General features: G+C 38.6%; 4 protein-coding genes and 1 pseudogene. 2 read left to right on the top strand and 3 right to left on the bottom strand.

Annotation, left to right across the window (positions count from 1 at the left end; all coding sequences use genetic code 11):
- Window positions 1-362, top strand: a 362-nt coding sequence (locus HP439_RS18640) for a glutamate synthase-related protein (protein ID WP_246229419.1), incomplete at its 5' end; no start/stop codon positions are given.
- A gap of 48 nt (window positions 363-410) precedes the next feature.
- On the opposite strand, the gene HP439_RS18645 is transcribed toward HP439_RS18640, so the two are convergent.
- Window positions 411-851: a MarR family winged helix-turn-helix transcriptional regulator gene (locus tag HP439_RS18645; protein ID WP_172391835.1), complete on the bottom strand. Its 441-nt coding sequence runs from the start codon at window positions 849-851 to the stop codon at window positions 411-413.
- A 100-nt stretch (window positions 852-951) separates the two neighbouring features.
- Here HP439_RS18645 and HP439_RS18650 point away from each other — a divergent pair, with 100 nt between their 5' ends.
- Window positions 952-1,317 (top strand): hypothetical protein, encoded by a 366-nt coding sequence (locus tag HP439_RS18650; protein WP_172391836.1) that lies wholly within the window; start codon window positions 952-954, stop codon window positions 1,315-1,317.
- Window positions 1,318-1,406: 89 nt separating this feature from the next.
- Here the strand turns inward: HP439_RS18650 and HP439_RS18655 are convergent, their stop codons facing one another.
- Window positions 1,407-2,210 (bottom strand): amidohydrolase, encoded by an 804-nt coding sequence (locus HP439_RS18655; RefSeq protein WP_246229420.1) that lies wholly within the window; start codon window positions 2,208-2,210, stop codon window positions 1,407-1,409.
- A gap of 60 nt (window positions 2,211-2,270) precedes the next feature.
- Window positions 2,271-2,553: pseudogene (locus tag HP439_RS18660) on the bottom strand (polyprenyl synthetase family protein); the annotation flags it as partial.

A 2,553-nucleotide genomic window follows, 5' to 3' on the forward strand; every position in this document is an offset into this window, starting at 1 on the left:
CTCTTGGGGCGGATGCATGCTACAGTGCTCGAGGGATGATGTTTGCACTTGGATGTATCCAAGCGCTAAAATGCAACGAAGATGTATGTCCAGTTGGTGTCGCCACACAACAACCACATCTATACAAAGCTCTTGACGTTCAAGACAAATACATTCGAGTCGCGCAATTCCACCGCAATACTTTACGTGCAACCGTCGAGATTATGGAAGCATGCGGTTTCAAAACACTTGACGATGTATCGGCCGACAAATTCTTTCGAAAAGTCGACAATATTAATACATTAAGTTTCCAAGAAATTTATTTCAGAGATACCGGCAAATTGGTGAAAAGCCACAGCGCGTTTGAAGAACAAGAATTTTAAAATATAACATACACCCGTTGCGGAGATCAGTTTTCTGTAACGGGTTACTTATTTTAAATTAGAATACAAGTGTTCCAATGTGTCTTTAGCTTTTTGCATCTGTTCATAATTCACTCCCTCTAAAGCTTCCTCTATCGTCCTTTTTGCACCGCGCATACATACGTCTCTTAACTGTCTCCCCTGTTTAGTTAAAAATATAAGATTCGATCTTTTATCTTCTTTATCGTTGACACGCATAACCAATTTAAGCTTTTCAAGATTGTTTATCAATCGAGAGATGCTTGGTTTATCGCGGAAAGTTAAAAAAGCGAGTTCCTGTTGCGTTCTCCCCTCTTCAATCCATAAATAGTACAGTAATGTCCATTGTTCAGAAGTAATGATCACACCTTCTTCCTTTAAGTTGCGTTGCAACCGTCGTCCTAGTGCTGCTGATGCCTTCCCTGTCAAAAATGAGAAAAACTCATCTGCGTGTTCAAAATTTGTAGTCATTCGTTAATATATAGGTTAGTTGTTTACACAAACAAAATAAAAATTAAGCGATTAAGCAAATAAAATTTGATATTAAACCCTTTTTCCGTAATTTTCAATAATGGAAAATTTTTTACCGGCTCTGTTAATAATTGGTGGTGTAATCTACAAAATCTATTCTGAATATAAAAAGGAACAGGAAAAAGCGCGTAAAAGAATTCCGAGTCGTCCCAGTAAAAACATGACACAACCGGTTAAAATGGAAACTACCCCTCCAATTCCTAAAACCTTAAGTGTACCCATTCCAACAGAAAAAACCAGACTTCAGAAATATGTCTCGGAAACGTTTCAAGCTGAAGGACCTAAACGAAATTCGAAAGCAATTCCAAAAAAATTGGAAGTGGAGGTTGTACCGGATCCTGTTCACAAGTTTGATCTCCGCCAAGCAGTAATTCAATCAGCAATTCTCGACAGACCGTACAAATAGATTGTTCGTACAGTCAAGATTGCAACGCCCCCCCATAGCAGTAAACGATCGTTCTCCGATCTTTTATTACCATCTTAATCTACCTTGCTTTATAAAGTGAATTGGTCAGCATCTTTAAGAAAAGGCAGCTGTTCCCTTGCTTTTACAAGTTCCGCAGGGTTTAGTGTAAAAGTATATAAATCCTCGTCCTCAGGTTTGTAATAGACAACGTCACCAGTAGGTGAAATACACATAGAGCCTCCAGAATAATAAATTTCATTCCCGTCATAGCCTACACGGTTGACCCCAATAACATAGGCTTGGTTCTCTATAGCGCGCGCAGGAATAAGCGCTCTCCAATGTGCAGATCGCTTATCAGGCCAACATGCTGTATATACTAATAGATCATAGGATTCATTTAAATTTCGTGACCATACCGGAAAACGCAGATCGTAGCAAATCATCGGACAAACCCTCCAACCTTTTAACTCTAACACAATTCTCGAGTTCCCCGGCGTGAAGGCCTTGTCTTCTCCCCCCAAACCAAATAGGTGCCTCTTATCATAATGCACGAAGCTACCATCAGCAGACATCCAAACAAACCTGTTAAAATATTTGCCATCTTCCTCCACAATCAACGTACCGGCAACGACGCAATTATATTTTTTAGCATGCTCATACATCCAATGCATGGTGGGACCGTTCATTGTTTCCGCGCATTTCTCAACATTCATTGTGAAACCGGTATTGAACATTTCGGGCAGAATAATAAGATCAGTCTTTTCTTTTAAGCCTGATAAGCGTAATGCCAAGTTTTGAAGGTTTTTCTCAACATTTTCCCAAAAAAGGTATGCTTGAAATACTGTAATCTTTATAGGTTCCCTATCTGCCATGCGTGATTCGCTATTTTCCATTAATTGTTGCTTCGACAAATTACTAAAAAAACCGCAATTCTATTAATTTTTAAAAGAATTCTACTGTACGCGGTTTGTTAATGCGTCTGATAGCGAAAATAATGCCTCTTTTTTATCTTCCGACACATTTATTGCATTCAATTGATTAAAGGCTATCGTTGTATATTTCTCTTTTTGTCCGACAGCTAATGATTGAATGTCATATTTAGCGTATAACGCTTTCATCATTTCTACTTTATTTGGTTCAGTATCTACGGTATGGGCCAAAAGTTCATCCAGCAGTGCCACATCCTCGTCAGAGATAAGTTCCTTCAATTTGGTATAAAGGATCGTTTTTTTATTT

Source organism: Sphingobacterium shayense (genome assembly GCF_013179575.1).
In the GTDB taxonomy this organism is placed as follows: Bacteria; Bacteroidota; Bacteroidia; order Sphingobacteriales; family Sphingobacteriaceae; genus Sphingobacterium; species Sphingobacterium shayense.

Excerpts from the sequence above, each read along its gene's own strand:
- HP439_RS18655 (WP_246229420.1), bottom strand. The coding sequence starts at position 2,210 with ATGGAAAATAGCGAATCACGCATGGCAGATAGGGAACCTATAAAGATT.
- HP439_RS18645 (WP_172391835.1), bottom strand. The coding sequence starts at position 851 with ATGACTACAAATTTTGAACACGCAGATGAGTTTTTCTCATTTTTGACA.
- HP439_RS18650 (WP_172391836.1), top strand. The coding sequence starts at position 952 with ATGGAAAATTTTTTACCGGCTCTGTTAATAATTGGTGGTGTAATCTAC.